The organism is Paenibacillus plantiphilus, from assembly GCF_927798095.1.
GTDB classification, from domain to species: Bacteria; Bacillota; Bacilli; order Paenibacillales; family Paenibacillaceae; genus Paenibacillus_Z; species Paenibacillus_Z plantiphilus.
In genome coordinates this window covers 1-25,954 of sequence record NZ_CAKMMF010000004.1, presented here as the reverse complement: position 1 = coordinate 25,954, position 25,954 = coordinate 1, and the positions used below count along the sequence as shown (strand labels likewise).

The following is a 25,954-nucleotide window of genomic DNA, read 5'->3' as shown; positions in this document are numbered from 1 at the left end:
CGAAGGGGATAGTGGCCAAAAGCAGCAATAACCCCTGTGCTGAATGAAAAAGTAGAGTGATAAGCATTCTCAATCTCATCGTAGTGAGCTATACTACAAATTATAGGCAGTGCAGCAGACGAGCTAACTTGGAAGGGAATTGTACGAATGAGAAAAGTATTGCTGATTGAAGATGAGAAAAACATGTCCCGCTTTATTGAGCTGGAGCTCAGGCATGAATCGTTCTCTGTGACAGTTGCCTACGATGGGGAAGTAGGTCTGCATATGGCGATGGCTGAGGATTGGGACGTAATTCTTCTTGATCTGATGCTTCCTGGCATGGATGGCATGGAGGTGTGCCGCCGGCTGCGCGCGCTTAAGAAGACGCCGGTCATTATGATAACGGCAAGAGATAGTGTAACGGATCGGGTAACAGGGCTTGATTGCGGAGCCGATGATTATATTCCGAAGCCATTTGCTATGGAGGAATTGCTGGCGCGGATTAGAGTGATTTTCAGAAGGCTCGATGACAGCAGGGAAGATGCGGCGGCGCAGCTTGTTTTTCAGGACCTGAGCGTGAATCTGGAAGCGAGAATTGTGATGAAGGGCAATGTTGAGATAGAGCTTACTAAGCGAGAGTATGATTTGCTCGTCGCCTTCATGGAGAATACGAACAGGGTGCTGAATCGCGAGACTTTATTGGATAAGGTATGGGGCTTTGAAGCATCGGTCGATACGAATGTAGTGGATGTGTATGTGCGGTATTTGCGCAATAAAATAGACAGCTCCGAGGGACCCAGCTGCATTCAAACGGTACGCGGCATCGGATATGTGATGAGAAAATGACCTTTACATCCAAACGGCGTTTCTTATCGCGGATTCCGATTAAATGGAAGCTTACGATCTGGTCTGCTGTTATGCTGTTTGTATTGTTTGCGGCATATAACACGGTTCAGTATTTGTATATAGAGAAGTGGATGATCGATCAGGAAAAGACGGATGCAGAGCAGAAAATGCGCGATATTCTTAACTACCTCCTGGAGCGTGAATCTGTTTTTGAGGCAAATGAATTGACCCCCATTCGCAATTATCTGAACAAGATCAATCATAAACATCAATTGATTCGGGTTATCGACGGGAACGGCAATCGAATGCTGGCCGTGTCTGATAATCTTCCGGAGCATTGGGCAGAAGCTGTGCCAGTGAGCAGCTCCGAAATCGTCAGAGAGGTCTATGGTGATCACTCGCTGCTAATTATGAGAAGCCCGATTGAGATTCATGATTTCACAGGCACTGTGGAAATTGTGAAAAATTTGGATGATTTCGACAGACTTAGCTCGGCTATTCTTCGGGTTGTGACAACCTTCGGTCTTGGCGCTGTCGTCGTATGCGGTCTGGGAGGCGGTCTATTGGCATGGCAGCTGCTGAAGCCGCTCCAATCGATGGCGGAAACGATTCGAAGAATCAAGCATAAAGGCTTGCATGAGCGTATGAAGGTAAATAACAATGAGGACGAGCTGTCCACGCTGATGAAGCTGTTTAATGAAATGATGGATCAGGTTGAACGCTCCTTTCAGCAGCAGACGCAGTTCGTAGAGGATGCCTCGCATGAATTGCGGACGCCAGTTGCGATTATTGAAGGCCACTTGACACTGCTGCAGCGATGGGGAAGGGAAGATCCTGCTGTTCTGGACGAATCGCTGCATGCATCGATCCAGGAGCTGCTTCGCTTGAAGGGTCTTGTTCAGGATTTGCTGACGCTAACCCGCGTCGACGGCAATGTACAGCAGCAGGGAGCGGAGATCTCCAGCCCGGACCAGACCATTCCGCAGATCATTAAAAATGTGGCCATTATCTATCCGTCTTTTTGTTTTGAAACAGAAATGAATGGGTTATCGGAGGTAGTGATACGTATACCCGCAGAGCATTTGGAACAAATTTTACTGATTATATTGGATAATGCGGTTAAATATTCTGCTGGGAATCCGCTTATCCGATTAACGGGCAGTGTCGACAAAGGCCATGCGAGCTTTCAGATCTCCGATCGCGGGATAGGAATTTCGAAGAAGGACTTGCCCCATGTCATGGATCGATTCTATCGGGTAGATAAGGCAAGAAGCCGGCAGCAGGGCGGCCATGGTCTGGGGCTTGCGATTGCCAAGCGGCTGGTTGATCAGTACAACGGTACTCTTGCTATTGAGAGTCGAGAGCTTGAAGGTACGATGGTAACGGTATCGCTCCCTGTTTATTCGATTACTGACATATGAGAAAGAGATCGCGAGGTTGATATATGATGACAAAAAAAGCCGCAGCTCTTATGCTGCTCCTGCTGACTGCGCTCATCTTCGCAGGCTGTGATAGCAGCAGTGGGGGCAAAGCACCAGCGGATACACCGGGGAGTATGTCAGCAACCGGTAATCCGAATTCAGAAGCTGTGCCCGGTGACAGCAGTGAGCAGGTCGTTCATGTTTACAGCGCCAGGCATTATGCAGTGGATAGTCTTATCTATGAGGAATTTACTAGGCGTACTGGTATTAAGGTCAATGAAGTGAAGGGAACCGCCGATGAGCTGATTAACCGGATGAAGCAGGAGAAAGCAAGCTCCAGCGCAGATTTATTAATTACGGTTGATGGGGGGATATTGGATTACGCCAAGCAGAGCGATGTGCTGCAGCCGATAGAATCCGCTGCTGTTGAACGGTCAGTCCCCGCAGATCGGCGTGACAGGGACGGTCAATGGGTAGGTATCGCTACTCGCGCGCGAGTGATTGTGTATGCCAAGGACCGTATAAACCCCGATGAGCTGTCCACCTATGAGGATCTGGCTAAAGACAGGTGGAAGGGTAAAGTTCTGGTCCGTTCATCGGATAATTTGTATAATCAGTCTCTACTGGCTTCCTTTATTGCATTGACAGGCGAGAAGCAAGCGGCTGAATGGGCAGAAGGGGTTGTCCATAATTTGGCGCGGACACCGGAGGGAGGCGATCTGTCGCAAGCGACAGCGATAGCCGCCCATGTCGGGGATATTGCGATTATGAACACCTATTATATCGGACAGCTGTCGGTTTCCAAGGATGCAGAAGAGGCAGAGGCGGTTGCAAATCTGGGCATTCTGTTCCCTAATCAGAAGACGACGGGCACTCATATTAATATAAGCGGCGTAGGATTGGCCAAGTATGCCAAGAATAAAGAGAATGCTATTAAACTGGTCGAGTTCATGACGAGCAAAGAGGGACAGACGATTCTGACACAAGGCAGCTTTGAGTTCCCCGTCAATGAGGAAGCGGACATGCCCCAGTTTCTGAAGCAGTGGGGCAAGTTTAAGTCACAGCATGTCCCATACAGCGCGCTGAGTATCTATAACAGGAAGGCGATCGAAATTTTTCAAGCTGCAGGCTGGAAATAAGCAGATGCGCCCGTTGTGCTGCACTAAAAAAGACCTGACGGTCTTTTTTTATTTTCACATCAAATTCTCATTTTCGTTCCCTATAATAGAAATTAGGACATATTGAATGGTAATGATACTCATTATCAATGAGTTGCAGGTCGAACGGAATAGCGGCAGGAAAGCTTTTTTTTTCGCCTTCTAATTGAGAATGAATATTATCGTCAGTCAAGTATCCAGTACATATAATAGTAGGGGGAAGAAGCACCATGCAGCAAAGACGCAATTATGTATTTCTTATGCTTACGTTTGTACTCGTCATGGCTCTGATCGCAGGCTGTGGAGCAGGCAACAACAACAATGGAGGCGCGAACAAAAGCGCTAACGGCACGAAGACAACAGGAGAGGCCACAGCAGAGGAGCCAGAAACGAAGACAGGCGGAGAGGTTAATATTTATACAGCGCGCCATTATGATGTGGACGCTGACCTATATGCAAAGTTTACGGAGCAAACAGGAATTAAGGTAAATGTAGTTGAAGGAAAAGCGCCTGAATTGATTGAGAAAATCAAACGTGAAGGCACTAGCACACCTGCAGACCTGTTCATTACAGTGGACGGAGGCATACTGAATACGGCGAAGACAGCCGAGCTGCTGCAGCCGGTTGTGTCGGAGGTTATCGATGCGCAGGTTCCGGCCGAGCTTCGCGACAAGGATAGCCATTGGATCGGCTTGTCGACCCGGGCTCGTGTTATTGTGTATGCCAAGGATCGCGTCAATCCAAGCGAGCTTTCCACCTATGAGGATTTGGCTACAGATAAATGGAAGGGCAAGCTGATGGTTCGCTCCTCCACGAATTTGTACAATCTCTCGCTGCTCGCTTCGTTGATTTCCATTAACGGCGAAAAGGAAGCAGAAGCATGGGCTGCAGGAATTGCAGCTAATCTGGCTCGCGATCCTGAGGGCGGCGACAGAGACCAAGCGAAGGCGATTGTAGCGGGTACAGGTGATGTTGCGATTATGAATACGTACTATGTGGGCAATCTGGCAGCATCTGATGTCGAGGAAGAAAGAAAGGTAGCCGAGCAAATTGGCGTGTTCTTCCCTAATCAGCAGACAACGGGAACGCATATCAATATTAGCGGCGCGGCCTTGATCAAGCATAGCAAGAACAAGGAAAATGCGATTAAGCTGATTGAGTACTTAACAGCGCCTGAAGCGCAGTCCATTATTTCGAAGACGAACTTCGAGTTCCCGGTTAACAAGGCGGCAGAGCTGCCGGAGCTGCTCAAGAGCTGGGGCGAGTTCAAGAGCCAGGGCATTGATTTTGCCGCATACGGCGAATTGAATCCTAAGGCTGTCGAGATCGTCAACAAGGTTGGCTGGAAATAAGAAATGAGAACATCGAGGCTCCTGCGCAACATAAGGAGGCACATAAACGGGTGGATGATCGCAAGTTTATTAGGAGGGGCGGCAATATTGCTGCCCATCCTTTATGTGCTTCTCGGCCTGTTTCGACCGACTAATGAGAATTGGCAAATTGTGAAGCAGTATTTATTAACGGATTATGTGCTCGGTTCGGCAAAGCTGGTGCTGTTCACTGGCTTTTTTGCCGCCTTGCTCGGGGTTGTGCTTGCATGGCTTGTCGTCGGATATACGTTTCCGCTGCGGAGGTTTTTCCGGTGGGCGCTCGTATTGCCGCTTGCAGTGCCGCCTTATATCGCGGCATACACCTACAGTACGATGACCAGCTATACAGGATTCATACAATCGACACTTCGCAATCAATTCGATATAAAGCTGCCTCCGGGCACGATTGAGATCATGTCCAGCAAAGGCGCTATTTTCATCATGACGCTGTTTCTGTTTCCATACGTGTTCATGCTGACGCGAACCTTTCTTGAAAGGCAGAGCGCTTCCTATATTGAAAATGCCAGACTGCTGGGACGCAGCCGGCTGTCGCTGTTTATCAAGGTGGTGCTGCCGCTGTCGCGCCCAGCGATTATCTCTGGTGTGATGCTGGTTGTATTCGAGGTATTCAGCGATTATGGAGTGGCCAGCTATTTCGGCATGCAGACGGTATCGACTGCAATCTTCCAAACCTGGTTCGGCATGTATGATGTGGATTCAGCGATCAGGCTGGCAGCCTGGCTGCTGATCGTTATCATTGGGCTCTTCGTCATTGAACGCTTTCTGCGGCGCAATCGGCAGTTTAATGCGACAACCAGTCAGAGCCGCCCGCTAAAGCCGCAGCAAATGAAGGGGATCGCTGCATGGGGAGCGACAGCGTTCTGTTCGATTATTTTTCTGCTGGCTTTTATCGTGCCCTTGACGCAGATCATCGTATGGACGACCTGGACGTATCATAAAATCTGGAGAGCGGACTTTATCGATCTGATGGTTAACAGTCTGTCAGGTGCGGCAATCGCCACTGCTGTCATTATGATTATTGCTCTGCTGTCGGCTAGAACGGCGCGCATGCTGTCCTCGTCGCTTGCTTATGGCGTGTCTCGCCTGATGACAGCGGGCTATGCGATTCCCGGCGCTATTGTAGCAATCGGTGTGCTGGCCGTCTTCATAGCATTGGACCAACGTCTGTCAACCGTATACGAATGGTTGGGCAAGGGAGAAGGAGCGCTGGTGCTTAGCTTGTCGCTCTCCATGCTCATTACCGGATATATTATCCGGTTCATGGCGACAGGCTATAATGCTATTGAATCAGGCTACGAGAAGCTGCCGCGAGTCTATACGGAAGCATCTCGGACGCTAGGACGCGGGAATACGAAATCGTTCTTCAAAGTTGAGCTGCCGCTGTTGAAGGGTGCGGTTATTACCGGCTTTATTCTTACGATTGTAGAGATCATGAAGGAGCTTCCGCTTACGCTCCTGCTTCGTCCCTTTAACTTCGATACATTGGCAACTCGAACCTATCAATACGCGATTGATGAGCGAATCTATGATGCGGCATTGCCATCGCTGCTGCTAATTGGCATTAGTCTGATCTCGGTGCTTCTTATTGTAAGGCTGGAAAAGGAAAAGTGAAATTGAATTGTGAAAAGGAGAGGAGAGGCATTCATGAACTTTGTCGCCATCAAGCATGTAACGTTTCGTTATGCCCGCCGTCAGCCGCCTGTCATTGACGATTTCTCTTGCACCCTTAACAAAGGGGAAGTCGTCGGTATTCTGGGGGCGAGCGGAAGCGGAAAAAGCTCACTTCTGCGGCTCGTTGCCGGTCTTGAGCTGCCGGAGAAGGGAAGCATCATGATCGATGGGATGATGATGGTGAACGATGGCCTATATGTGGATGTCGAGAATCGCGGCGTGGGAATGGTATTTCAGGATTATGCGCTGTTTCCTCATCTCAATGTGGTCGAGAACATTGCCTTTGGACTACATAAGCTCAAGCGGGCAGCGCGCAAGGAGCGGGTGCAGGAAATGCTGGAGCTTGTGCAATTAACGGATTATGCCAAGCGGTATCCGCATGAGCTAAGTGGCGGACAGCAGCAGCGTGTAGCATTGGCGCGCGCGCTTGCGCCGAAGCCATCTATTCTGCTGATGGATGAACCGTTCAGCAGCCTGGATGCAAGTTTGAAGACTTCGATTCGAAGCGAGCTTCGCCAAATTCTGAGAAAGGCTGAGATGACCTGTCTGTTAGTCTCTCACGATGCAGCCGATATTGAAGCGATCTGTGATCGCTCCATCCGTATTCAGAAGGAAATGGCAGAAGCAACAGCATGAAATTCTTATTAGGGACGAGCGACGAGACGATAAAGCTGAGCGAATATGCTTGGCTTTTTTGAATTGTAACCGTAGAAGCGGAATTGTATAATGGATAATGCATACAATTATGTAATATAAGTTATTTTGGCATTGCGAATATTGTCGAATTTCAGTAGTGGCATGGATACTTGTGGGGGAGAGAAGAAAGTTGAACTATTACATCATTACGGGTACTTCCAGAGGTCTTGGAGAAGCGATAGCGCTTCGTTTGATGGAGCCTGGCAATCATCTATTTTGTATTTCCAGAAATGAAAGCAGCAAATTGACGGAGCTGGCGGGCAGAAGCGGTGCGAGCGTGGAGCATATTCCATTTGATCTTACGAATGGGGCCGCTATTAGCGGCATGATGGCGTCTATCTTCGATCGGATCGATCATGCAGCGGCCAAGTCTATCGTACTGATCAATAATGCGGGAACTGTCACACCGATTGCGCCGATTGAACGCTGTGCGGATGATGAGATTATTGCAAACATTGCGATCAATCTTACCGCTCCAATTGTGTTGGCTTCCGCTTTTATTGACTTGGCTCAATCAATTCAAGCGGATAAAAGAATCATTAATATTTCATCCGGTGCAGGCAAGAAGCCTTACTTCGGATGGAGCAGCTATTGCAGCGCCAAGGCAGGCTTGGATTTGTTTACAAGGTGTACAGCGCTGGAGCAAGAGGAGAAGGCATTTCCGGTGAGAGCCATATCTTTCGCGCCTGGGATTATAGATACGGAGATGCAAGCACAGATTCGAGCGACCAATGTGGACAATTTCAAGGATCTGGAGAGATTCATCTCGTTCAAGGAAGAAGGGATGCTGCTGTCTCCTGAAGAAGTTGCGCATTATGTTCTCCGGTTGCTGGAGAGCGATTATTCCGGCGGAGAAATCGTAGATATTAAACAGCTGCAATGATCATTCTGCGAGGAAGAGGATAAGAGAAGACAGAGCATGCAGCAGGCGTAAAGGCGCTGTTGCATGCTCTGTGTCCATTTGTGCTTTTATTGCTGCTTCTGCTGTTGGGTCTCAAGCTGAGCGGCAAGCGCTCGAATTTCAGCGCTCATGCGCTCATTAATCGGATAAATCTTCTCCAAATAATTCAAAATATAAATGGCGGATTGAGGAACTTTTTTATAACCTTGTATCATATTGCCGAGCATATCCTCTGTGAGCGGGAATCTCTTCTCGAATCTTCGATCATTGCCGAAGCAGTCAGGGTAATAGTCGACCTCTGGCTGCAGCATGTGCATAATCGCGATAATATTGTCCACTGCGTAGCCCTCGACAAATCGGGTTCCCGAAAGCTTCTCGCCTCTGGCGTATCTTCCCAGACCGACATACAAATTCGTTAATGCTTCGTTGATGGCAAAGTCCATTGTTTTTGTTTTCAATTCAGGAAGTTTGATCTTCGGTTTGACAATGTCCAAGTTGTTGAATGAAGGAGCCTTCCAGACGATTCTGCCTTCTGAATAGCCGGCTGTTTCCATATCCGATTCCTCGAATACAGCATACTCGCCATAGATGCCATCCTGAAACAAAATTTTGCAGCCGAAATCGGAATTTTTGAAGGCGTAAGCTAACGGATACGTATCCTCCAGCCAATCCAGTTGATCGATAAATCTTTGCGCATGGCCCGGTTTCGCGATGACGAAGAAATCAAGGTCAGAGTATTCATCCAATCGCTCTGTCTCGATCCCGACGGAACCAAGACCAAGAAGCATAAGCACCTCGCCCTTCTTCTCAAGCGTTTGACCTATCGCATCTAGTCTGTGCAGAAGCAGCTCTTGCTTTGTCATAGTATGCCTCCTCTTATTTTAACAACCGTAGTGAAGAACTCCTTTTAGTTCTCCATAGCATGAAGAATCGCGTAGCCGAAAGGCGGAAGTGTTACATTTAGTTGACCCTGTTGGGTCGATACAGGTGCATCAGACAGTATTCCTGACCATGCTTCCTTCGAAACAACGGTGCGGAAGGTAGACGATTGATCCGAATTATTGATCAGAATAAGGAAGTGATCCTTGCCGTCACGACGCTCGTAGATCAGGTTGTTGTCATTCTCCAAATCCATCAAGAAATTGAGCGTACCCGTTTGAAGGGCGGCATACTTATGCCGCAGCGAGATAATGCGCTGGAAGAAGGCGAGCAATTCGAGATTCTGCTTCTTGGGGTCCCACTCCATGCATTTACGGTTGCCAGGGTCATAATCACCATCAATGCCGATTTCATCTCCATAATAGATGCATGGAACACCTGTGAATGTAAGCTGGAATAGATAGGCAAGCTTCAGCCGATCCAGACTGCCTTCACATAGTGTCAGCAAGCGGACAGTATCATGGCTGCCGAGCAAATTAAAGGATACTTCATTCGCTTGCTGCGGATAGCTTACTAATTGAGCGCTGATTCGGCTGGCGAATTGATCCGCTCCAATTCTGCTGTGTGCAAAGAAGTCCAGACAGGCGTTCGTAAAGGGATAGTTCATGACAGCGTCGAATTGATCACCGAGCAGCCAAGGAAGTGCATCATGCATAATTTCACCAAGCAGATAAGCCTCAGGATTAACGGACTTCACGGTTTTGTGGAAATCTCTCCAGAAGGCATGATCGACTTCATTGGCAACATCGAGTCTCCAGCCGTCGATCCCGATCTCTTCGATCCAGTATTTCGCTACTTTAAGGAGATATTCCTTTACTTCAGGGTTCTCGGTATTCAGCTTCGGCATGATCGGTTCAAAGCCGAAAGTGTCGTATGTCGGCACGCCATCCTCGACCGACAGCGGCCACTCTCGGATGTGAAACCAATCATAGTAAGGAGAAGCAGGTCCCCTCTCAATCACATCAACATATGGCGGAAAAGTATGTCCGCTATGGTTGAACACGGCATCGAGCAGGACACGAATGCCGCGATCATGACAGACCTTCACCAGCTCTTTCAACGTTTCATTCGTACCGAACTGCGGATCGACCTTCATGTAGTCGCTCGTATCGTACTTGTGATTCGTCGTTCCTTCGAAGAGCGGATTAAAATAGATGGCATTAATGCCGAGAGAGGTCAAATAATCAAGATGATCCAGCACGCCCTTCAAGTCGCCGCCAAAGAAGTTCTTCGGTGTAGGAGTCCCGCCCCAAGGCTCTGTTCCTTCAGGATTGAGGGAGGGATCGCCGTTTGCGAACCGCTCCGGGAAGATTTGATAGAATACCGCTTGCTTCACCCAGGAAGGCGGCTTGAGCACATCGGCAGGATTTATAAAGGGAAAATCGAATAGACCTTCATAGATAATGGCTGGCGGCTCGTTGAAAAATCCTTTTTCCAGCATATAAGCGGTCGTCTCTCCGTCATGAAGTGCAAAATAGTAGACCGTTCTGCGGAATTTTGGCTGTACGGCTGCTTCCCAATAATCAAACAGGGCGTCTGAGGCTAACGGAACCATTGGAATAATGGCGCTTGTTTTATCCCAGCCATACTTGTCGCCGCAGTGCAGCTCGATTGAGGTGATATCCGCTTTTTTCGTGCGAATCCGGACATGCAGCGTTTCGGCGTCATAGGCGTAGGACCAATTGGATTTGGTACGGTGGTACACGGCTTCTAAATTCATGATAGTAGTTATCCTCCTTAGCCGGCATAAAGCAAAAAGGGTTCAACCTCACATATTGGTGAGGTTGAACCCGTAGGTTGCATTGCCCTTAAATTAATGTCAATATAACACAGCAATTACTCTCTCGTCAATATGGGGGCGCGAAAAAAGTCGAATTTTTTTAACTTTAGCCATATTTTTGATTGACTCTCACGTTACGTTATATTTTATAGTGAATGTTGAAGGGAGGCATTGAATGCTGCTATGAAAGTAAAAGAGGTTGCAGATTTGGTTGGAGTCAGTGTGCGCACACTGCATCATTACGATGAGATTGGGTTATTAACACCCGGGGAGATTACGGATACCGGATATCGGCTATACTCCAACGACAATCTTGAGCTGCTGCAGCAAATTTTGTTTTTCAGAGAGCTGGATCTTCCTTTGAAGCAAATTAAAGAAATTGTCAATGATGAGTCATTTGATCGAGAGGCTGCATTGTCCATGCATCGCAGACTGCTGCTAGAGAAGCGCGACCGCCTTGACCGTATGATTGCAACCATTGATAAGACGCTGCTATACACGAGAGGAGAAATTGCAATGACGAATAAAGAGAAGTTTGAAGGCTTTGACTTCAGCCGCAACCCTTATGAGCAAGAAGCTCGCGAACGCTGGGGCGATAGGGCTGTAGATGAGTCGAATGCCCGATTAGCAGGCATGTCCAAGGGACAGCAGCAGGCTATGTCTGATGAAATGACTGCGCTCTACACGAAGCTTGCTTCGCTTCGCCATCATGCTCCTGCATCGAGCGAGGCTCAAGCGGGGATCAAAGAATGGTATGACATGCTGAACAGAATGGGCTGCTATTCACTCGACGCCTTCAAAGGCTTGGGCCAAATGTATGTCGACGATGAACGCTTTACCAAAAACATCGATAAGTTCGGTGAAGGCTTGGCGCTTTTCATGCGCGATGCAATGGCGGTCTATGCTGATCATAACAGGGGATAAAATTTCTGTATTGAAACAGCCTCATGTTTCGATTACTTGATAGAATGGGAAGTGCGTTATTATGGTTGGTGTGGAAGCTGTTATATTCGATATGGATGGTGTTGTTATTGACTCTCATTCTGTCGCGTATTCGTTATTGTGTGATGCCGCCCGGTCGTTTGGCTGTGATCTGACTATCGAGGAGATCAAAACCTGGGGAAGTCTAAGCGCGCGCCAGTTCTGGCAACGGGTGAAGGATGACTATGGGCTCCCGCATGATATGAAGGTATTGATTGGCTCTTATGATGTTGATCAGGAGATTGCCTTGTACGAAGAGATCGGACTCATTGAAGGAGTTAAAGAGTTGCTTCAGCATCTTAATGAACATGGCTTTAAGACAGCACTTGCAACGAGCGCCTCCAAGAAAAGGATGGATGCGGTTCTGGATCAGTTTGAGCTGCGTTCATTGTTTCATCAATGTGTGTGCGATAACGAAGTGAAGCATTCGAAGCCCGACCCTGCAATATTCCTTCTTGCAGCCAGCAAACTAGCTGTCTCGCCTGATAAATGCGTCGTAATTGAGGATTCCTATAATGGGATGATGGCAGCGAAAAGCGCTGGTATGACAGGTATCGGATACAAGGGCCTGCCTCATGTGTCAGAGCGTTTGGAGGATGCGGACTTTCTTATTTCGCACTTTAATGAGCTTCATGAAGTGCTCTATCGAGCAAAATAATTGAGCCAGCCAGCAAGGACTGTTTTGTGAGAATAATGAACGTTTCATGAGAGACTATTAATCTCGGCAGCACCCTTTAATCCTGTAGCCGATGCGAAAGCTATGGTGAAGGAGTGACTGCAGATTATGATTACGAAACGTTGTTTATTTTGCGATGGAGTTGTACCTGTTCATAGTATCGGTGAATTTGACCGCTATGAAGGCTGTTATTGTGCGCCCGGAAGCTCATACAGCATACATTCAGATAGCGTTCCTGCATTCAGTTCGCTATCCAATAGAATCAAACGCCAGTTATTCCCGATCGTTTCTGCATATATTCGTGAGCGCTCGGACAGTGATGAGCGGGTTGCATTTAAATTCGAGGATATGGAACATTTGGCCAATAGCTCGGCTATTCCGTCGACAATTGAAGAGAAGTCCAACCGACTCCTGCAATATTTATTTATTCGATCCAAGGGGCCTCAAGATCCGATTGTCATTCACCAGCTGTCTGAGAGCTATAACTTGACCTACTCTCCAAACCTGCAAGAGCTCATCTATATTATTGAGAAGCTCAGGGAGGAAGAGTATATTGAGAGAGTTGGAGCGACCTTCAAGCTTACGGAGAAGGGCTGGAACGAAGCGGCGGCGAATGCCGGGGGCAAGCCGCTTCAGTCATGTGTCGTCATACTTGCTGATGATGAGGAGTGGCGCCGGGAATGGTGCAATAAGGTGCTTCCTCAGATTGAACAATGCGGCTACAAGGTTCGCTTGGCGGATCATTCCAGTCATGAGATCGATGACGATGGACTCATGCAGCTCATCTCGGAAAGCAAGCTTATCATTGCGGATTTAACAGGGCAGGATCGGGAGATTTATTTTGCCGCAGGGTATGCATTAGGGTTGCAAATTCCGATTCTGTGTACGGTTAACCGAAGTGATGCGGATCAGCCTCTCCTGCAAGCGAGCGGCATTCATCCTATTGTGTGGGAAGGGACCGAGGAGCTGACGGCAATCCTTCAACAACGGCTCGGTTAATCTTGCTGCCCCTAACAATTACATTGCAAATGCGGGAATAACCAGCTGAGAGATTCATTTACATCTCCTCAGCTGGTTTTCTGCTATCTGTGAATAGGCAGATATTGGGGCTCATGTCAACTTCCATCCTAGCAACCTTTGAAAGATATGCTATACTTAACAAGATGTATAAATGAAAGGGGTTACATAATGAAGAAGTCGATCAAACCATTTATTATTGGTACGGTAGTAGGTTCGCTGTTAACCATATCTTCAGTCACCTTTGCCGATACGGGTATTCAGGCGATTAAAGCGCTGCTCAACAAGGACCTTAAGGTTACGGTTAACGGCAGTGCGGCCAAGCTGGACAATCCTGCAATTACTTATGACGGCAAAACCTATGTCTATCTGAAGGACATTAGCAAGCTTGTAGGCGCTCAGGTGAACTGGAATGCCAAGTCCAAGACCGTTGAGCTGAAAGTAGATCCATCTGTCCTTCCGACTAAACCCCAGACGATAGCTACTTATAAGGATAATGCGATTACAGGTTCTGTAACGGACAAAGAGTTTGCCAAATACAAAGCATTTATGAGCATTATCAATACACAAACAGAGCAAATGCTCAGCGACGCATCCTACAAGGAACAATTTATGCATGAGTATATTGGTTATAAAATCTTGTACGCAAAGTATGGAGCCAAGCCTTTGAGCAAGGAACAGCAGGCAAGCTTCGATAGCAATCTGGCAGGCTTTTTGAGCGAGCTCAAAACCTATGTGAAACAGAATGCTAATATACAGGCGACGGTGGATAAGGTTGGTTTAACCGACGCTGATATCAAAGTGTACTATACGATGCTGATACAAGTTCCTCTTGCAATGGAAAACGAAGTAACCGAAGATGAGCTGAAAGCCGAGTTTAAGAAAACGCAAGCTAATTACAACATGGTGACAGTACGCCATATTCTGGTTGGAACCAACCCATTGGATACCGGCGGTGTTCAACGTACGGATGCCGAGGCGCTGGAGCGGGCGAATAAAGTGAGAAAGCTGCTCGTAGAAGGCGGCGATTGGGCTTTGCTTGCGAAGGAGTATTCCGAAGACCCGGGGTCCAGCGGCAACGGCGGTTTGTATGAGAACCAGCAGTCGAATGGATGGGTGGCTGAATTCAAGGATGCTGCGAACACACAGCCTGTCGGCGAGATCGGACAGCCTGTGAAGACGAGTTTCGGCTATCATGTCATCAAGGTAGAGAAGCGGGATACGAAATCGTATGAGCAGCTCACCTCCCAAGAGGCTCTAGCTATTCGATCCGCAATTGCAAAGGCCAGCTTCGATACGTTTATGAGCAAGGAATTGCCTGGTAAAATAACGAAGCTTGATATGTCGAAGGCATAATTCGAAGTGAAAAATCCACCTGGCAGTTCAGCGGCTTGCTGCTGTCTGCAAGGTGGATTTTTTGCAGTAAAGTCGAATGCTGCTATAGCGGCATCTTTATGCTTTTCTTATACAGGGGATACAGCCATCTGACTCCGCTCGGCGTTAAAGTGTCTGCAAGCAGATGCGACAGATAACCGGCCACAGAGACGGCAGTAATTCCTGCCACATGCAGCTGCTGCTCCAATCCCCATCCGATAGCGCCCCAAATGAGCACGGCCCATACCGTATGCGTCATTCCTCTATGACTCAGCCATGGAGCCCAGGCGATGAACAACCCAAGACCGATCAGCCAGTTCATTGCATAAGACAAGCCAACGATCATGAGCGCGCATCCGATTGCACTCACAAGCGCATTGCGAATTACGCCTTGCTTTGTTATCATGCCAAGTAGAAATATCGCGCCGGATATGAGGGCATATTCCCTGGATAAAGGCTCCCCGATGTAATAGAAGTAGGCGACTGCGGCTAATAAGAGCATACCGCCCCATAGAAACAGCTCTCTTAACAGCTTGGATAGCTTGCCGAGCTTGCTGCTCAATAAGCTAGTACCATCAAGGTCCGCACTAAGCGCAGAGAAGGAAGCTACTGTAAGATAAAGGGCGGCATTGTTAACGGTGAAGGGATAGTAGATTGACGCGGCAACGCCGATTGCAGCGCCGATGGCAAGATGTGTTGTTCCTTTCATAACGCCTCCAAATATTAACCTTATTCATAAGACACAAACGTATGTTCGTTGCTATAGTATACATGATTCATCATTATGAGACAACCTGAGCAGCAGGATGAGCTCAGACATGATGAGCTGGTGTATACTAAGGGAAAGAATATGTAAGATGAGGGATGTTGATCGATGGGGGAGAGGAGCAATTGTTCAATCGAGCGGCTCGGCTCAGTTGTTGCGCAGGAGCTTCCATTTGTTACGCTGGAGGTTAATGGCAAGCTTATACGAGTGCCGGCAATGAAGGTGGCTCCGCTGGCCAAGCTTGGCGATAAGTTGAAATGGAACGGAAGTATATGGGACTTAGTCGATTGAATAAATGATGTATAGGAGCTGAGGATGATGACTGAGAAACAACCTGTTGAGCAAGATGAGAATGTTGGGCAAGCAGAGCAAGCGACCTTTGCGGGCGGCTGCTTCTGGTGTATGGTAACACCGTTCGAGGAGCTGCCGGGTATTATCAGTGTCGTGTCTGGCTACATCGGCGGGCATACGGCGAATCCGACCTATGAAGAGGTATGCTCGAATGCAACAGGGCATACGGAAGCTGTGCAAATTACGTTTGACCCCGAGAAATTTCCATACGAGAAGCTGCTCGATATCTATTGGCGTCAAATTGATCCCACAGATGAAGGCGGTCAATTCCATGATCGCGGATCATCCTATCGAACAGCGATCTTTACCTATACCAAGGAGCAGCAACGCAAGGCTGAGGCGTCAAAAGCTGAGCTTCAGCAGAGCGGCCGCTTCGCGCATCCTGTCGTCACGCCAATTATTCCTGCCACAACGTTCTATGATGCTGAGGAGTATCATCAGAACTATCATAAGACACACCCGCTCCGTTACAAAATGTACCGCAAAGGCTCGGGCCGCGACGCTTTTATTGCGAAGCATTGGAATACAGAGAAGGATCGGAATCTGCTGCGTAGCAAGCTGACCAGCATTCAGTTTGAAGTAACCCAGAACAATGGAACAGAGCCGCCATTCCATAATGAATATTGGAACAACCACGAGGAAGGGCTTTATGTGGACATTGTATCCGGCGAGCCGCTGTTCAGCTCCAGAAATAAATTCGATTCGGGCTGCGGCTGGCCCAGCTTCACGAAACCGCTGGAGCAAGGCATCGTTGCTGAAGTTGAGGATTACAGCCACAATATGTTCCGTACGGAAGTGAGAAGCAGACTGGGCAATTCTCATCTTGGCCATGTCTTCCCTGACGGTCCCCAGCCAGGAGGTTTGCGTTACTGTATCAATTCCGCTTCTCTTCGATTCGTTCCGAAGTCAGAGCTAAAGCAGGCGGGCTACGGGGAGTACGCGAGTCTGTTCGAGTAAAGCGGTAGACGTTATGGGGTTACAAGAGAACCTTCAGCTCCACTTTTACAGTGGTGTTGAAGGTTCTTTGTGCATTTTATGGGGTCATAGCATTAACAGAATACGGAGCAAGAGACGATGACAAGTAGTATGAACAGAACGAGGATGACGCCAGCGCTTGTGAAGCAGCTGCCTACGGGGCTGATGTTGTTGCATTTGTTATCGAAGCCGCCTGAATATGACATTTGTTTGATCTCCTCTCGAATAGACTCCATACAATGTATGTGGCAGACGCCGTAGTGACTGTGCATTTGTCCCTCAGACAAGCGCGTGGATGACTATAAAAAATATTTTTCAGAATCGGGAACCGAGCAGGACGCTCGTCCATCTAATAGGCAAATGAAAGAGAGGGAGAGGGGAAACGGCTGTTGAATGTATTGCAAACGATTCATGACGCTCAGAACGGCTCAAGAGATGCGTTCATCAGCTTGATTCGCAATAATGAAGGTGTAATGTACGCAATCGCGCGCAACATTCTCCGAACAGACAATGATGCGGCTGACGCGATGCAAGAGGCGATTCTGAAAGCATACAGCAATATCGGCAATCTCCGTGAGCCAGCTTATTTCCGAACATGGCTCATTCGTATTCTTATTAATGAATGTCGGCAAATTGTCAGATATAATAGCAAGTTTGTATCCATTGCTGCTGTAATGGAGCCGACAGCTGCGTATCAAGGCTTGGATTCAAAATTAGAAATGGAAGAGCTGTTGGAGCAATTGGATATGGATCATAAGGAGGTTGTTGTTCTTTATTATATGGAGGATATATCGGTGAAGGAGATCGCTGGCATGCTCGATATTTCCGAAGGTACGGTCAAGTCTCGGCTATACAGGGCAAGAACCAAGCTTGCGACTTTGCTAAAGGATGCGGATATGAAGGAGGAACACTGGCTATGACACACGTTGATCGTCTAATAAAGACGCGGCTGAATCTTCGAGAAACGGCTATGCCTGATGAGGTGAAGCAGCGTATTAACAATGTGCTTGACGAGCTGCCACAGCCTCTTCAGCACGAGAGACGAAAACCCGGGAGAGCGCTCCCTCGCTATTGGGCTGCTAGTCTGATTGGGGGTGTCGTTCTGCTTTCCTCCATCATTGTTTTTAATACGAACACATTTGCAGATTCTGTCCGTCCCTTCTTCCAATCGATTTTCGGGATGATGGGAGACAATGGGCTCGCTGCTGGCACAGACAGCAGCAGCGAAATTGCAGTTCTCGCAGAGAGGGTGGATCAGGGCTATATCTTCCGTGTTCATGAGGTGAAATTCGACGGTCTGCGGATTTCGTACAGTTATTCAATATCGAAGGAGGATGGCAGCCTTCGTGAACAATATGTTGAGCCCAGCTTTTCATTGGACCCTGCCATCAAGAAGCTGTCGCCGGGTATATTAATGTCAGACTCAGGGCGCATCAACGAGCAGAATAAGATCGGCATCGTCAATTATTACTTGGATCGAGAGATACAAGGTCCTCTGCAGCTTAAAGTGAATATATCTCAGCTATCCTTCAGCAACACCGGATCAGACTGGAGGAGCATCAAGGGCGACTGGAGCTTTGAAGCAGTTCTTCATCAGTCGGGCTCGGTGACGGAGAGGAAGTACGGAGAGCAATTTATTGCAGCAGACAAGGATATCATCTTCCAGCTTGTGAAGTCCAGACTATCTCCGAATGCGGCAGTATGGAGCATGAATTGGAAACTGCCGAGAGGGATTGTAGATGAGAAAGTAAATCGTGATCTTCGCTATGGCATCAAATACGAAGTGCAGTACGATCGCGGGCGCTCTCTCGCTGTATTAACCAGAAATTCAGACGGACGTATTGTAGATCGAGAATTGCCGGTTGAGCAATGGCTTCACGAAGAGAAGGTGACGTTATATACGGAGCCTGTGCCCGAAGGGTGCAAGTTAGTAACAATCACACCTGTCTTAATAATCTTTCCGAAGGAAGGCAGCAATGAACCGGCGGTGGAGAAGCCGCTGAGACAGTTTGCCTTCGAGGTTCCGATTGATCAGTAGGTGGGGCCATAGCAGCCGAACAGAATTCCTGCGGGGAAGCTGTTCGGTTTTTTTGAATTTTGTGTTACAATGAATTGTTTAACTATACAGATAGAACTGTTAATGTGGAGGCAAGACCAAGTGAACAATTATCCATTCTCATTTGATCCAAAACAACCATTTGTTGCACAGGCAAGCGATTGGATTGCCGATGTATTCTACGAAATATTGCCTGAGGCCGGATTTGAAATCAGGGATGAACAAATTTTTATGGCGTTTCAGCTGGAGCGAGCGTACAGCGAGAAGGCTACTATTTTCGCGGAAGCGGGAGTTGGCACGGGGAAGACGCTTGTTTATTTGCTTTATGCGATCAATTATGCCCGTTATACGAGAAAACCGGCTATTATTGCGTGTGCGGATGAATCGCTGATTGAGCAATTGATCAAGCCTGAAGGCGATATTGCAAAGCTTGCCCGCCATTTGGAGCTGACCATTGATGCAAGATTGGGCAAGTCGCCCCATCAATATATTTGCTTGAACAAGCTGGACGAGGTAAGAGGCTCAATCGATGACGGCGAAGAATATCAGAATATTTATCAGGGGCTGCCGGATTTCGTTCATTCTCCCGTTACGATGCAGTCGTTTTATCCCTATGGGAACCGTAAGGACTACGCCCATCTGAGCGACGAGCAGTGGGAGAGAATCGGCTGGGATGTCTTTCAGGATTGCCTGGTGTGCAGCAGAAGGCATCGATGCGGACAGACAATATCGCGGGAGCATTATCGCAAATCGGCGGATCTGATTATCTGTTCCCATGATTTCTACATGGAGCATGTGTGGACCTATGAGTCCAGAAAACGGGAAGGGCAGCTGCCGCTGCTGCCGGAGCACAGCTCTGTTGTGTTCGATGAGGGTCACTTGCTGGAGACCGCCGCGCAGAAGGCGCTGACCTATAAGCTGAACCACGCGGTATTCGATAGTATCCTGTCCAGACTGCTGCAAGGGGAAATCCGCGAATCGCTTGCCGTTGCCATTGATGAGGCGAGCATGCAAAGCGAGCATCTCTTCGCAGAGATAGACCGTCATAGTGTGCGGGTTCCGGCATCACATCGGAAGGAAATCGCTTGGAGCGACGGGCTGCTTCGCGAGATCAACCGCTTCCGGGGGCTGATCGACGCCATAGAGGAAGAGCTGGTGTTCGAGAGCGGCGTATATTCTCTGGATTCTTATCAGCTCAAAATTGTAGAAGAGCATCTTGAGATGATTCAGCTTGCATTGGCGCTATTCAAACAGCAGGACCAATTTATCTCCTGGGTTATGGAGGATAAGGATGGAATTACACTCGTCATCATGCCCAAATGGGTGAAGCAAGTGTTGAAGGAGCAGGTATTCTCCAGAGAAATGCCGGTTGTATTCTCTTCAGCAACGCTTTCGGTTAATGGAGATTTTCGCTATATCGCAGAGAGTCTGGGGATAGAGAACAGCATGAGCTTCACCGTTGCCTCTCCCTATGATTATGAGAATCAGATGAGCGTCAAAACCTCCACCCTCACGGCCGACACGGATTATACGGAAAAAATAAAGCTTGCCGTTCATTTGCTGCAGCAAAATGAAGGCAGGACGCTCATCCTGTTCCCCTCCAAGGAAGAGCTGGAGAAGTTCAAGGAGCATATGCAGCCGGAGGCGGAGCAATTCGCATTTCGATTGTTATATGAGGGCGACAGTGAGATCAGCCACCTCATCAGTGAATTTCAGAATGATGTGACGAGTACGCTTGGAGCGGTCACACTATGGGAGGGACTTGACATTCCAGGGCCAGCCTTATCTCAAGTGCTCGTATGGTCGCTGCCATTCCCTTCACATGACCCCGTATTTACAGCCAAGCGCAAGGATGCGGCTGACGCCTTCGAAGAGGTGGATATGCCCTATATGCTGCTTAGACTTAGACAGGGCGTCGGGAGACTTATACGGTCTCGGGAGGACTCTGGAACTGTAACGATCATCGCACATGAGCTAAAGGATGAGAGCATTCGGGAGCGAGTCGTCGGGTCGCTTCCACCTGGAGTGGGAATCCAGCTCATCGAGCTGTAGCATCCACATATTAGAGACCTCGTCAGATCGGAGTGTGTGCGATGGATATCATTACACCACAAAGGTTGTATCACGGCACGACAGACAACTATTTGCCATCCTTCCAGAACAAGCTGCTGAACAGCCAATATTGGCGCCCTGGCCGAGATTTCGGAGAAGGCTTCTATACGACAATCTCGGTTGGACAAGCCCGCAAGTGGGCGTACAGGGGACTAAGAAGCTCCTTGCTGGGAAATGCGAGAGCATGTGTGCTGGAGATCGAATTGCGTACAATACCGGCATCCTGTCAGCCCTTAATATTCTTAAGTGATTCACTCGCTTGGGCGCAATTTATAATGCTGCACCGTCTGGCCTCGCAGAAGGGCGAAGATCCCTGTCATCAGCGCCATCCTGATATCATAATTGGCCCCATGGCGGACAGTGACACTGGTAAAATAATAAAAGAAGCAGTACAATTGAATAAAGATGCACACTGGTTTTACGAGCAAATTACACGGTCAATGCGCGGGCGAAGAATGGATTCCTTGCAGCTTGGCAATCAGGTTGTCTTCTCTTCCGAAAGCTGGGAATCAGCACTCGCACTCGTTGGGTATCATATCTATATGGGAGGAAGGTGGGTCTATCATGACTGCTCAAGTGAGGCTCAGTCTCTATGAACGCGGCATTGTGGAAGCGCTGGTCGGAAGCTACGGCTTTACGGCTGATGCCGCCCGCCGACTAGTTATTCAATATATTGTTGTTATACGCAAGCTTGGCGGCTACGATAACTGCTTTGATCATGCGGAGCGGCTGGCCGAGGCTAAGCAAATGGGCATCGCCCCAGAGGAATGGCTGGAACGAATTCGGACGATCGATCGCGATGCGGCGAGAGACAAAGGCATTTCTCATCTTGAACGCGGCTCCCAATATGCGCGCGTAAGGTAAGCTGCCTGCCAGCTGCAGATATGGAACTTCACAGGGCTATCCTATTGTCATGAAATGAATGACTCAGGGTAGCCTTTATTGTGGAGGGAAGCTACGGCAGGTTTTTGCTTTGCGGAGAAGCCGGACGGCGCTTTACTTAGCTTTGATTTTGCCTGCTTCCTCATAGACGACATAGGCCAGCTCTTCATTATCGAACATGGATAATACGGCCTGCACGATTTCAGCAGATATTGGCTCAGACATTTCACTGCTCACGGCTTGTTCTATCGCCAGCTTCAGAGCGGCATTGCCAGCCTGCTGCGGATAGGCGCGAGCATACAATTCAAGCGGATCAAGGCTATGATTTATACACCACTGGGCGAAGATGGCGATCATCGACTGCTCGTCATCCTGATACCTTTGTACAATAAATTGCTCTAATTCATGGCGGTCCATCATCAGCGCTCCTTCAATTTGTCAGATACATATGAACACATTATACGGAGACTGGCTATGTTCCACAACTCAGGGCGTTGATTTAAGGGGCATTTCGGAGCCATGGAAGAATGAATCGTATAGGGAGAAACGGGATAAGAGCATCATATGCGAAGAGATTTGAGTTGGAGGAGAGGGAAGGATGAAATGCTCGCACTACAAGCTGTCTGACGATCATCTGTATGTTTACAAATGGGAACCGGATCATGCGATGGAAGTGATCGGCATCATTCAACTGGTGCATGGTTCCTGTGAGCACGCGGGCAGATATGAACGATTTGCGCATTTTCTCGCAGCACATGGCTATGTGGTATACGCCAATGATCATAGGGGACATGGTTTAACGGCCACATCAGACGAGGAATTGGGTTATTTTGGAGAATGGAACGGCTGGAGCCTGATGGTGGATGATCTGTACCAAGTGACGAAGCTGGCCAGACAAGAGCATCCGCATTTAAGCATTGTTATGCTTGGACATAGCATGGGTTCGTTTCTGGCGCGACACTACGCGATGAGATACGTGGAGGAACTGGATGGCTTAATCCTTGTCGGAACGGCGCATCAATCCAGATTCACTCTGCACCTGGCGAAGATTATAGCGAGCTGGGAAATTCGGGCCTTAGGCAGAAAGCATCGCAGCAGGCTTCTGAACCGATTATCATACGAATCCTTCAACCATCGATTTCAGCCATCAAGAACGAAGCAGGACTGGCTCACACGGAGTGATGCCGAGGTTGATCAGTTTATACGGGACGAGCGCTGCGGGTTTGTTTTTACTGCGAATGGATTTCGCGATATGTTCGAGGGTCTGCTCTATATAACCGCTCAGAATAATGTCAACCAAACCCGTGCTGATCTGCCGATACTGCTGCTGTCGGGAGGGGACGACCCAGTCGGCTCCTATGGCAAAATGGTAAAACGGACAGTCTCTAGCTATGTGAAAGCAGGGGTAACCAACGTTCAGATGAAGCTGTATGACGGGATGCGCCATGAAATTCTGAATGAAATAGATAAAGAGCAGGTATATAACGATATTCTGATCTGGCTGAAGCAGGTGCTGTCTGGGAACGAGAGAGTCTGAATAAGGATGAACGCGGAGGCAGTGCGGGGGCCGGACATCATTTTGCCAATTTTGCGAGCTGTTTGTCGTATTCTGTACAAAAGGGATAGGAATAAGGTGGATTTCACGTTATAATAGATGGGGAAAAGCATCAGGAGGGGTAGAGAGCGCATGAGTTTCTGCTGATTGCATCGAAAGGTTCTCTCCCGCCAATAAACTATTAAGGAGATTATCATGGAAAAGACGCTTATTTTCGGGCACAAGAATCCCGACACAGACACAATTTGTTCAGCAATCGCTTATGCTGCGCTTAAAGCCAAACTGGGCTTGAACGTTGAAGCTGTCCGTCTGGGTGAAGTGAATGGAGAAACACAATATGCATTGGATCAGTTCAAGGTAGCTGCCCCGCGTCTGGTGGAGACAGTAGCGAACGAAGCAAAAGATGTCATATTGGTTGATCATAATGAACGCCAACAAAGCGCAGTTGATATTGATGCAGTTCGCGTTGTTGAAGTAATTGACCACCACCGTATCGCTAACTTTGAGACAAGCGGTCCGTTATACTATCGTGCAGAGCCTGTAGGCTGTACAGCAACGATTCTTAAGAAGATTTACAAGGAGAATGGAGTCGCAATCGAGAAGGACATCGCTGGATTGATGCTGTCTGCGATTATTTCGGATTCCCTTCTTTTCAAATCGCCGACTTGCACACAAGAGGATGTAGACGCTGCTCGCGAGCTTGCTGAAATTGCAGGCGTGAATGCAGAGAGCTACGGTCTTGAGATGCTGAAGGCAGGCGCAGATCTGAGCGACAAAACGATCAGCCAACTGATCTCGCTGGATGCCAAAGAGTTCCAAATGGGCAGCTACAAGGTTGAAATCGCACAAGTAAACGCGGTTGATACGAACGATGTTCTGTCGCGTCAAGCTGAGCTGGAGGAAGCTCTGGGCAGCATAATCGCTGAGAAGAACCTTGATTTGTTCCTGCTGGTCGTAACCGATATCCTCAATAATGATTCTATCGGTCTGGCGCTTGGTCGCGTCAGCAAAGCGGTGGAGCAGGCTTACAACGTCACTTTAGAGGACAACAAAGCGGTTCTTAAAGGTGTTGTGTCCCGCAAATCACAGATTGTTCCGATACTTACAGAAACATTAAGCAAGTTTTAATATATTGCTGTAGAGATCGTATAAGACCGTCCTGCGTTGCTGACACAGCAATGCGAGGGCGGTTTTTGTTTGGGGAGCAATCCGTATCAAAAGTGGCTGTCATGCTGGCATTAGAGAAACTGGTTAAGAATGTATAGTTGTGTGTAATAGGAAGTACGGCAAGCCGATGCGCAGGCCGAAACGACGATTAGGCGGTGAATGACATGACAGTCCATTATCTATTGAACTGCTATAATATGAAGATTCTAGTGAAGCAGGTGGAGGAAGAGGGCGGGCAATATAATGTCAACATTCAAAGCGACAACAATCCGCTCAGTTTCGGCAACACGCTGTATACGGCTTCCAGCAAAGAAAAAGCTATTCGAGTAGCGGATCAGCTGTGTACGTTCTATTCCATGGCAAGGATGAGCGGCTATCATCTACATGGCAAAGCTTTTTGCAAGCCGGAAGTAGACGAGATCCCTGCAGAATATGTGCTGATGCGCGATCGAAGCAAGGATGAGCTGCATGCCATGCTGACACACTCCTAAGCTTTTACCTCATACCCGGCATTTCAAACAGGCGCTCCTTCTATCATGGGGGACCCTGTTTTTTGCTGCCGCAATTGCCCGATACAGTTGCTAGCTGCTTGGAATAATTCTGTTCCAATTGGTGAAGCTTACTTCTATTGAATATCACAGGCAAGAGGCAGGGCATATTGGAGGTATACGCATGCAGGCGGATAAGCGCCTTTGGCATCGCTGTTGATGGTTTGTGTGAGGGCAAACAGATGAATGTCAAGAAGAGGGGTTAGAGGCGAGGATTCAAAATGAAAAAATAATTTAGCTTTTGGAAAAAAATGATATTGTACATTATACGAATACTATGATATTCTATTATTCCTGCCGCAAGATGAGGGCGGTAATGATGGTTCAGATAATGATATGCTGAAACATTATTAAAAAAAGTATTTGCAATAAAAACATGAACATGATACAATGTAATTCCTGTCTCGCACAGAGACATATTGTTCTTTGAAAACTGAACAACGAGCGCAATGCCCTATAGCTCTTCGGAACTGTAGTTAAGTAATACAAATGTAATGAGCTACAAGCTTATCTTGAAGCTTTTCTCCAGCAGCTAACGCTGCAAAAGAAAAACTTCGTTGAAGCTTTTCTCTCTCGACTAGCGTCGAAAGCGAAAACTTCTTTTATGGAGAGTTTGATCCTGGCTCAGGACGAACGCTGGCGGCGTGCCTAATACATGCAAGTCGAGCGGACTTGAAGAGAAGCTTGCTTCTCTGATGGTTAGCGGCGGACGG

At 48.1% G+C, this 25,954-nt stretch carries 26 protein-coding genes and 1 rRNA gene; 22 read left to right on the top strand and 5 right to left on the bottom strand.

All coding sequences use genetic code 11. From position 1 onward, the window contains the following. Positions 1 to 147: 147 nt before the first annotated feature. From L6H65_RS04090 to L6H65_RS04060, 7 genes are all read left to right on the top strand, one after another. Positions 148 to 825 (top strand): response regulator transcription factor, encoded by a 678-nt coding sequence (locus tag L6H65_RS04090; protein WP_236339162.1) that lies wholly within the window; start codon positions 148 to 150, stop codon positions 823 to 825. Then, positions 822 to 2,246: a HAMP domain-containing sensor histidine kinase gene (locus L6H65_RS04085; RefSeq protein WP_236339161.1), complete on the top strand. Its 1,425-nt coding sequence runs from the start codon at positions 822 to 824 to the stop codon at positions 2,244 to 2,246. The genes L6H65_RS04090 and L6H65_RS04085 overlap by 4 nt, the downstream gene beginning before the upstream one ends. Before the next feature lie 26 nt (positions 2,247 to 2,272). Further along, on the top strand, positions 2,273 to 3,385 hold the full coding sequence (locus L6H65_RS04080) for an extracellular solute-binding protein (protein ID WP_236339438.1): 1,113 nt from the start codon (positions 2,273 to 2,275) through the stop codon (positions 3,383 to 3,385). Between the two features lie 248 nt (positions 3,386 to 3,633). Beyond that, positions 3,634 to 4,755, top strand: coding sequence for a Fe(3+) ABC transporter substrate-binding protein (locus L6H65_RS04075; RefSeq protein WP_236339160.1), 1,122 nt, complete (start codon positions 3,634 to 3,636; stop codon positions 4,753 to 4,755). A 3-nt stretch (positions 4,756 to 4,758) separates the two neighbouring features. Then, entirely contained in the window at positions 4,759 to 6,405 is a 1,647-nt protein-coding gene (locus L6H65_RS04070; RefSeq protein ID WP_236339159.1) for an ABC transporter permease, read from the top strand. A 33-nt stretch (positions 6,406 to 6,438) separates the two neighbouring features. Continuing rightward, positions 6,439 to 7,101, top strand: coding sequence for an ABC transporter ATP-binding protein (locus tag L6H65_RS04065; RefSeq protein ID WP_236339158.1), 663 nt, complete (start codon positions 6,439 to 6,441; stop codon positions 7,099 to 7,101). 190 nt (positions 7,102 to 7,291) lie between these two features. After that, positions 7,292 to 8,044 (top strand): (S)-benzoin forming benzil reductase, encoded by a 753-nt coding sequence (locus tag L6H65_RS04060; RefSeq protein ID WP_236339157.1) that lies wholly within the window; start codon positions 7,292 to 7,294, stop codon positions 8,042 to 8,044. An 86-nt stretch (positions 8,045 to 8,130) separates the two neighbouring features. Here the strand turns inward: L6H65_RS04060 and L6H65_RS04055 are convergent, their stop codons facing one another. Together L6H65_RS04055 and L6H65_RS04050 are read right to left on the bottom strand one after the other, a co-directional pair. Beyond that, positions 8,131 to 8,925 carry a hypothetical protein gene (locus L6H65_RS04055; RefSeq protein ID WP_236339156.1) on the bottom strand — a complete coding sequence of 265 codons (795 nt, stop codon included), beginning with the start codon at positions 8,923 to 8,925 and terminating at the stop codon, positions 8,131 to 8,133. A 44-nt stretch (positions 8,926 to 8,969) separates the two neighbouring features. After that, a complete protein-coding gene (locus L6H65_RS04050) occupies positions 8,970 to 10,721 on the bottom strand; it encodes an alpha-glycosidase (RefSeq protein ID WP_236339155.1) in 1,752 nt (583 codons plus the stop codon). A 243-nt stretch (positions 10,722 to 10,964) separates the two neighbouring features. Here L6H65_RS04050 and L6H65_RS04045 point away from each other — a divergent pair, with 243 nt between their 5' ends. The 4 genes from L6H65_RS04045 (at position 10,965) to L6H65_RS04030 (ending at position 14,811) form a co-directional block, all read left to right on the top strand. Next, positions 10,965 to 11,705 carry a MerR family transcriptional regulator gene (locus L6H65_RS04045; RefSeq protein WP_236339153.1) on the top strand — a complete coding sequence of 247 codons (741 nt, stop codon included), beginning with the start codon at positions 10,965 to 10,967 and terminating at the stop codon, positions 11,703 to 11,705. A gap of 61 nt (positions 11,706 to 11,766) precedes the next feature. Further along, positions 11,767 to 12,420 (top strand): HAD family hydrolase, encoded by a 654-nt coding sequence (locus L6H65_RS04040; RefSeq protein WP_236339151.1) that lies wholly within the window; start codon positions 11,767 to 11,769, stop codon positions 12,418 to 12,420. Between the two features lie 126 nt (positions 12,421 to 12,546). Beyond that, positions 12,547 to 13,437, top strand: a complete 891-nt coding sequence (locus L6H65_RS04035) for a hypothetical protein (protein ID WP_236339149.1) — start codon at positions 12,547 to 12,549, stop codon at positions 13,435 to 13,437. Positions 13,438 to 13,626: 189 nt separating this feature from the next. Beyond that, on the top strand, positions 13,627 to 14,811 hold the full coding sequence (locus L6H65_RS04030) for a peptidylprolyl isomerase (protein WP_236339147.1): 1,185 nt from the start codon (positions 13,627 to 13,629) through the stop codon (positions 14,809 to 14,811). Between the two features lie 82 nt (positions 14,812 to 14,893). Here L6H65_RS04030 and L6H65_RS04025 read toward each other — a convergent pair whose 3' ends face one another. Further along, entirely contained in the window at positions 14,894 to 15,538 is a 645-nt protein-coding gene (locus tag L6H65_RS04025) for a metal-dependent hydrolase (protein WP_236339145.1), read from the bottom strand. A gap of 165 nt (positions 15,539 to 15,703) precedes the next feature. On the opposite strand from L6H65_RS04025, the gene L6H65_RS04020 reads away from it, so the two are divergent. After that, complete coding sequence (locus L6H65_RS04020) at positions 15,704 to 15,886, top strand: hypothetical protein (protein WP_236339143.1); 183 nt, start codon at positions 15,704 to 15,706, stop codon at positions 15,884 to 15,886. 27 nt (positions 15,887 to 15,913) lie between these two features. Further along, a complete protein-coding gene (msrB, locus tag L6H65_RS04015; RefSeq protein WP_236339437.1) occupies positions 15,914 to 16,903 on the top strand; it encodes a peptide-methionine (R)-S-oxide reductase MsrB in 990 nt (329 codons plus the stop codon). A 92-nt stretch (positions 16,904 to 16,995) separates the two neighbouring features. Here the strand turns inward: msrB and L6H65_RS04010 are convergent, their stop codons facing one another. Next, positions 16,996 to 17,127 (bottom strand): YjcZ family sporulation protein, encoded by a 132-nt coding sequence (locus L6H65_RS04010; RefSeq protein ID WP_371877638.1) that lies wholly within the window; start codon positions 17,125 to 17,127, stop codon positions 16,996 to 16,998. 183 nt (positions 17,128 to 17,310) lie between these two features. Here L6H65_RS04010 and L6H65_RS04005 point away from each other — a divergent pair, with 183 nt between their 5' ends. From L6H65_RS04005 to L6H65_RS03985, 5 genes are all read left to right on the top strand, one after another. Beyond that, positions 17,311 to 17,841 carry an RNA polymerase sigma factor gene (locus tag L6H65_RS04005; protein ID WP_236339141.1) on the top strand — a complete coding sequence of 177 codons (531 nt, stop codon included), beginning with the start codon at positions 17,311 to 17,313 and terminating at the stop codon, positions 17,839 to 17,841. Then, positions 17,838 to 18,959: a DUF4179 domain-containing protein gene (locus L6H65_RS04000; RefSeq protein ID WP_236339138.1), complete on the top strand. Its 1,122-nt coding sequence runs from the start codon at positions 17,838 to 17,840 to the stop codon at positions 18,957 to 18,959. Before L6H65_RS04005 ends, L6H65_RS04000 begins: the two co-directional genes overlap by 4 nt. 120 nt (positions 18,960 to 19,079) lie before the next feature. After that, positions 19,080 to 21,029 carry an ATP-dependent DNA helicase gene (locus tag L6H65_RS03995; protein WP_236339136.1) on the top strand — a complete coding sequence of 650 codons (1,950 nt, stop codon included), beginning with the start codon at positions 19,080 to 19,082 and terminating at the stop codon, positions 21,027 to 21,029. 41 nt (positions 21,030 to 21,070) lie between these two features. Beyond that, positions 21,071 to 21,685: a DUF3990 domain-containing protein gene (locus L6H65_RS03990; RefSeq protein ID WP_236339134.1), complete on the top strand. Its 615-nt coding sequence runs from the start codon at positions 21,071 to 21,073 to the stop codon at positions 21,683 to 21,685. Then, positions 21,654 to 21,953, top strand: a complete 300-nt coding sequence (locus tag L6H65_RS03985) for a hypothetical protein (protein ID WP_236339133.1) — start codon at positions 21,654 to 21,656, stop codon at positions 21,951 to 21,953. Before L6H65_RS03990 ends, L6H65_RS03985 begins: the two co-directional genes overlap by 32 nt. Positions 21,954 to 22,085: 132 nt before the next feature. On the opposite strand, the gene yxiS is transcribed toward L6H65_RS03985, so the two are convergent. Then, positions 22,086 to 22,391 (bottom strand): protein YxiS, encoded by a 306-nt coding sequence (yxiS, locus tag L6H65_RS03980; RefSeq protein WP_307728299.1) that lies wholly within the window; start codon positions 22,389 to 22,391, stop codon positions 22,086 to 22,088. A gap of 178 nt (positions 22,392 to 22,569) precedes the next feature. On the opposite strand from yxiS, the gene L6H65_RS03975 reads away from it, so the two are divergent. The 4 genes from L6H65_RS03975 to L6H65_RS03960 all read left to right on the top strand — a co-directional run. Beyond that, the gene (locus L6H65_RS03975) at positions 22,570 to 23,508 is read left to right on the top strand and encodes an alpha/beta hydrolase (protein WP_236339130.1); all 939 of its coding nucleotides are present in this window, start codon (positions 22,570 to 22,572) and stop codon (positions 23,506 to 23,508) included. Positions 23,509 to 23,721: 213 nt separating this feature from the next. Continuing rightward, complete coding sequence (locus L6H65_RS03970) at positions 23,722 to 24,654, top strand: manganese-dependent inorganic pyrophosphatase (RefSeq protein ID WP_236339129.1); 933 nt, start codon at positions 23,722 to 23,724, stop codon at positions 24,652 to 24,654. A 203-nt stretch (positions 24,655 to 24,857) separates the two neighbouring features. Beyond that, on the top strand, positions 24,858 to 25,184 hold the full coding sequence (locus tag L6H65_RS03965; protein ID WP_236339127.1) for a hypothetical protein: 327 nt from the start codon (positions 24,858 to 24,860) through the stop codon (positions 25,182 to 25,184). 658 nt (positions 25,185 to 25,842) lie between these two features. After that, positions 25,843 to 25,954 (top strand): 16S ribosomal RNA (locus L6H65_RS03960); the annotation flags it as partial.